6 protein-coding genes are annotated in these 4,750 nt (G+C 66.1%); 4 read left to right on the plus strand and 2 right to left on the minus strand.

Going from position 1 to position 4,750, the window contains the following annotated elements; all coding sequences use genetic code 11:
• The coding region (locus ACE3S9_RS15055; protein WP_374547295.1) for a DUF1150 family protein at positions 1–249 on the plus strand (249 nt) is incomplete at its 5' end.
• Between the two features lie 106 nt (positions 250–355).
• Here the strand turns inward: ACE3S9_RS15055 and recQ are convergent.
• Both recQ and recF read right to left on the minus strand, forming a co-directional pair.
• On the minus strand, positions 356–2,167 hold the full coding sequence (gene recQ, locus ACE3S9_RS15060; protein WP_374547296.1) for a DNA helicase RecQ: 1,812 nt from the start codon (positions 2,165–2,167) through the stop codon (positions 356–358).
• A complete protein-coding gene (gene recF, locus ACE3S9_RS15065; RefSeq protein WP_374547297.1) occupies positions 2,164–3,342 on the minus strand; it encodes a DNA replication/repair protein RecF in 1,179 nt (392 codons plus the stop codon). Before recF ends, recQ begins: the two co-directional genes overlap by 4 nt.
• Positions 3,343–3,539: 197 nt before the next feature.
• Here recF and ACE3S9_RS15070 point away from each other — a divergent pair, with 197 nt between their 5' ends.
• The 3 genes from ACE3S9_RS15070 to ACE3S9_RS15080 all read left to right on the plus strand — a co-directional run bounded on the left by ACE3S9_RS15070 (position 3,540) and on the right by ACE3S9_RS15080 (position 4,463).
• On the plus strand, positions 3,540–3,731 hold the full coding sequence (locus ACE3S9_RS15070; protein WP_374547298.1) for a hypothetical protein: 192 nt from the start codon (positions 3,540–3,542) through the stop codon (positions 3,729–3,731).
• 106 nt (positions 3,732–3,837) lie between these two features.
• Complete coding sequence (gene ykgO / locus ACE3S9_RS15075) at positions 3,838–3,963, plus strand: type B 50S ribosomal protein L36 (protein ID WP_088521155.1); 126 nt, start codon at positions 3,838–3,840, stop codon at positions 3,961–3,963.
• Positions 3,964–4,028: 65 nt separating this feature from the next.
• Positions 4,029–4,463 (plus strand): DUF1810 domain-containing protein, encoded by a 435-nt coding sequence (locus ACE3S9_RS15080; RefSeq protein ID WP_374547300.1) that lies wholly within the window; start codon positions 4,029–4,031, stop codon positions 4,461–4,463.
• Positions 4,464–4,750: the final 287 nt, after the last annotated feature.

Here is a 4,750-nt window from a genome sequence, read left to right on the forward strand (position 1 = left end):
AATCCCGGCCAGGGCCCGCTGACCGCCGATCAATTCGCCCATCTGGGCGAGGGCGCCATCGCTTATGTCCGGCCGATCCGGTCGGAAGAGGCGCAGGCTCTGTTCCCGCAGATCCAGGGCTTGCAGCCCGGCCAGCAGCTGTTCGCGCTGCTCGGCGCCAATGGCGCGCCGATCGTGCTCGCCGACAGCAAGGACGCCGCCGTCGCCAACGCCTGGGAAAACCACCTGGCGACCGTCAGCGTCCACTAAGCCGCGAACGCGCCGCACTCCTTCTCCCCTCGCGGGAGAAGGTGGCGCGAAGCGCCGGATGAGGGGGCTGACGCCGACAACGTCTCGGAATAGATCGAGCCACGCCTCACGCCGTAGCCTGCGCAAGCGCCTCCAGAAAAGCCTCGCCATAAAGTGCGACCTTACGCTCGCCGACGCCATGAATGGCGCGCATCTCGTCCAGCGTAGCGGGCCGCCGCGCCGCCATGTCGAGCAGCGTCCGATCTGCGAACACCATATAGGCCGCCAGACCCTGCTCCTGCGCCAGTTCGCGACGCAGTTTCCGCAACACCTCGAAAATCCGCGCCTCCTCCGGATCGCCGTCCTCGACATCGCGCCCGCGTCGCGCCGGCTTGCCCGCGAGCTTTTCGCGCGGCGGATCGGCGCGCAGAACAAAACCTTCCCGCCCGCGCAAAATGGCCTCGCCTTTTTCGGTGAGGGCGAAGCCGCCGTGTTCCGCGCTAGCCGTGCGCAGCGCGCCGGCGGCGAAAAGCTGGCGGAAGATCGAGGCCCATTGCTGTTTGCCGAGATCCGCCCCGACGCCGAAGGTCTTCAACGTGTCGTGGCCATTGCGGCGCAAGGCCTCGCTGTCGGCGCCGACGAGCAGATCGGACAAATGGTTTAGGCCGAAACGCTGGCCGGTGCGATAGACCGCCGACAAAGCCTTCTGCGCCTCGACGGCCCCGTCGCGCACAGCAACCTCGCCGCGGCAGACGTCGCAGCGCCCGCAGGGCGGCGCCTCTTCGTTGAAATGGGCGAGCAGGATCTGGCGGCGGCAGGACGACGCCTCGCACAAGGCGGCCAAAGCCGAAAAGCGCTGGTGCTCATGGCGCCGGCGCGGCTCATCGAGCGGCTTTTCGTCGATCTGGCGGCGGCGCAGCGCCATATCCTCCAGCCCATAGAGCGTGAAGGTTTCGGCGGGCAGGCCATCGCGCCCGGCGCGGCCGATCTCCTGATAATAGGCCTCGACGCTGGCCGGCATGTCGGCATGGGCGACGAAACGCACGTCCGGCTTGTTGACGCCCATGCCGAAGGCGACGGTGGCGAAGGCCACCACGGCGTCCTCGCGCAGAAAACGGTCCTGATTGGCGTTGCGCGCGGATTGGTCGAGCCCGGCGTGATAGACCACCGTCTCGAAACCCTGCTCCGCGAAGAAATCCGCCAGCCGCTCCGTTCCGTTGCGCGAGGCGCAATAGACGATGCCGCTCTTGCCCCGCCGTCCGTTCAGGAAGCGCAGCAATTGTTTGCGCGGCTGGTCCTTGGCGGCGAAAGCTAGCGACAGATTGGGCCGGTCGAAGGAATGCAGGAAGATTTGCGGCGGCTGCGCGAATAGGCGCTCCGCGATATCGGCGCGCATCGCGGCGTCGGCGGTGGCGGTGAAGGCCAGCACCTGGACGTCGCCGAGCCGTTCCACGCTTTCGCGGATCAGGCGATATTCCGGCCGGAAATCATGGCCCCATTCGCAGATGCAATGAGCCTCGTCCACCGCCACGCGGGCGATTTTTCCGCGGGAAAGCGCCTCTGTCAGCCCGGTCATGGCGAGGCGTTCGGGCGAGACGAACAGAAGTTTCAATTCGTCGGCGCGGATCGCGCGCCAGATCGCGCGGGCCTCGTCCTCGCTGGTCTGGGAATTGAGCGCGGCGGCGCCCAGCCCCAGGGCCTGCAATTGCCCGACCTGATCGCGCATCAAGGCGATCAGCGGCGAGATCACCAGGGTCAGGCCATCGCCCAGCAAGGCCGGCAATTGATAGCACAGGCTCTTGCCGCTGCCGGTCGGCATGACCGCCAGCACCGGCGCGCCGGCCAGCGCAGCCTCAATGATTTCCGCCTGTCCGGGCCGGAAATCATCATAACCGAACACGGATTTGAGCGTCTTGCGCGCTTGGGCCAGTCCTGTCATGTGTTCTCCGCGCGAGAGATCGACGCGATCCGGCCGTTTGCGACGCTGAAAATATCGGCGCGGCCGGCGAGATCGTCGAACAAAGCGACGTCCGCGCCGGTCATCCAGACCTGGCCGCCCAGTTCCGTCAGCGCGTCGAAGAGAGCGCGGCGGCGCGAGGGGTCGAAATGGGCGGCGATCTCATCCAGCAGCACCAAAGGCGCGATGCCGCTCATGGCGGCGACCAGTCGGGCGTGCGCCAGAGCCAGCCCGACCAGCAGCGCTTTCTGCTCGCCGGTCGAGGCGCGGCGGGCCTCGCATTGTTTCGGGCCGTGGCGCACGGCGAGATCGCTCGCCTGCGGGCCCGCGAGGGCGCGGCCGGCGGCGGCGTCGCGTCCGCGATTGTCGCGCAGCAAGGCGCGGAAACGGTCCTCCGCTTCGAGGGCGGAATGTTGCGCCACCAGCGCATCAATCTCGCCCTCCAGCGCGATTTCCGCCCAGGGGAAGGGCGAGCTGTCGTCGCGGCCGGCGGCGATCAAAGCAGCGAGGCGCTCCACCGTCTCGCGGCGGGCGGCGGCGACGGCGATGGCCAGTTCGGCGATCTCGCGCTCGGCGGCGTCGAGCCAGATCTTTTCGCCGCGCCGCTCTTCCAGCAGGCGGTTGCGGTTGCGCAAGGCCCGCTCCAAAGCGTTGACCCGCGCGCCATGTTCGCTGTCCACCGCCAGCACCAGCCGGTCGAGAAAGCGGCGTCGCTCGCCGGCGGGGCCGGTGAAAAGACCGTCCATGGCCGGCGTCAGCCAGACGATGCGGACATGATCGGCGAAGATACGCGAGGAGGAAACCGGCTCGCGGTCGACGCGATATTTTTTCTGGGCGCCGGCCTCGGTCATTTCGGAGCCGGTCCCGAGATGCAGCGGTCCTCCTGCCTCGCCCGTCAGCTCCAGCGCGACGGCGAAGCCGCCGCCGCCGCCCTCGCGGGCGAGATCGGCGAGTTCGGCGCGGCGCAGGCCCCTGCCGGGGGTGAACAGCGACAGCGCCTCCAGCAGATTGGTCTTGCCGGCGCCATTATCGCCGGCCAAAGCCGCCATATTGGCCGAGAGGCGCAGATCGAGCGCGGCATAGCAGCGAAAATCGGCCAGCGTCACGCGCCTGATGCGCGGCGCGCGGAGGGGAGAATCGCCGAAAGCCAGGACCATGAGCCGCTTCTAGCGCTTTCGGGGATTTTTGGCGCGGATTTTTGGCGACAGCCAAGGCGCCGCGCGATTTTTTTGCAATGCGCTGATTTGCCGCAATGCGGCGGAAGCGATTTTCTGTTTACTTGCGAAAAGCTCAAGACTTGACCGCTGCCTAAATCGTAGGCGGCTCCGCGTCTTGATAAAAGCAGGAGGCGATCATGGCTCTGCTTGACGTTCTGCAGCAAAATTCCGCTCCCTCAAAGGCCGATAAAGGCACGTCCGTAGACGATATGCCGCCGGCGGGTCCGCACGACCGGCCCGAACTGACCAATTTCGACGCCTGCCCCGGCGCAGGCGCGCTGCCGTCGCAATCCCGCGTGGGCGTGGAATCCGATCCGGGCGCCGGCTAAGCAAAATTGCCGGCGGGGGGTTGATTAGGGCGCGCAAATTTGGCATAGCACCGGCTCCAATTTTCGGCTGAGGGAGAACCCCGGCCCATTGTTTCCGGGGTTAGACATGAAAGTCCGCAACTCGCTCAAGTCCTTGCGCACGCGCCATCGCGACAACCAGTTGGTTCGCCGCAAGGGCCGCGTCTATATCATCAACAAGACGCAGAAGCGCTACAAGGCCCGCCAGGGCTGATTTCGCAGCGCGAAAATCGAACAGCTTGAAACCCCGGCGCTTCGCCGGGGTTTTGCTTTTCAGCCATGACCGCAAGCGATCCTTTCAATCTCCAGCGCTTCGTCGCCGCACAGGACGGCGTCTATGACATTGTGCGCGCCGAATTGCGCGCCGGGCGGAAGCGCAGCCATTGGATGTGGTTCGTCTTCCCCCAGCGCGAAGGGCTGGGCGTTTCGGCCATGGCGCAATTCTACGCCATAAGCTCGATGGAAGAGGCGCGGGCCTATCTCGCCCATCCCGCGCTCGGGCCGCGCCTGATCGAATGCACAGGCTTGGTGAATGCTGTCGAGGGCCGCAGCCTGCTGGAGATTTTCGGCGAGCCGGATCGGACCAAATTTTGCTCGTGCATGACCCTGTTCGAGCGCGCCGCCCCGGATCAACCGGTTTTCGCTTGCGCGCTCGAAAAATATTGCGGCGGCGCGCGCGATCCGAATGCGCTCTGGTCGCCCGCGCTCCCTTGACCTTTTCCGCCTACTCGCTTATAGACGCGCCTCCATGAACCGTCTGACGCGGAACTTGCGTTCCCGCGGCATGCGGCTGTTTTCGGATCGCGCGCCGTTGTTTGCATGTGGCGCGCCGCCTCGGGACGGCAAGCTGGCGACGGTTCCAAGAGTTTCGGCCGCAAGGCCTTGTTTTCCGGCTCACGCCGGCGCAGCCCAATCTTAGCGGATCGACGGCGGCGCGTTCAGGAATCGAAAGGAAGTTCAAATGTCCCGCCGTTGCGAATTGACCGGCAAGGCCGTTCAGA

The sequence above is a fragment of the Rhodoblastus sp. genome (genome assembly GCF_041915505.1).
In the GTDB taxonomy this organism is placed as follows: domain Bacteria; phylum Pseudomonadota; class Alphaproteobacteria; order Rhizobiales; family Beijerinckiaceae; genus Rhodoblastus.